This window comes from Staphylococcus sp. AC872 (genome assembly GCF_979255425.1).
The window spans coordinates 1-220 of the sequence record NZ_CEEDKW010000106.1 but is presented as its reverse complement, the minus strand read 5'-3'; the positions used below and the strand labels follow the sequence as shown (position 1 = coordinate 220).

Below are 220 nucleotides of genomic sequence, written 5' to 3'. Positions count from 1 at the left end.
AAGTCGTAACAAGGTAGCCGTATCGGAAGGTGCGGCTGGATCACCTCCTTTCTAAGGATATATTCGGAACATCTTCGAAGAAGATGAAGGAATAACATTGACATATTGTATTCAGTTTTGATTGTTTGTTTTACAAATAATTAATGGGCCTATAGCTCAGCTGGTTAGAGCGCACGCCTGATAAGCGTGAGGTCGGTGGTTCGAGTCCACTTAGGCCCAC

The 220-nt window shown here is 44.1% G+C and carries 1 tRNA gene and 1 rRNA gene; both read left to right on the top strand.

Features of this window, described 5'->3' with window-relative positions:
* Nucleotides 1-51 (top strand): 16S ribosomal RNA (locus ACZ267_RS13110); the annotation flags it as partial.
* A 94-nt stretch (nt 52-145) separates the two neighbouring features.
* Nucleotides 146-219: transfer RNA gene (locus tag ACZ267_RS13105), tRNA-Ile, on the top strand.
* The last annotated feature ends 1 nt before the right edge of the window (nt 220 follow it).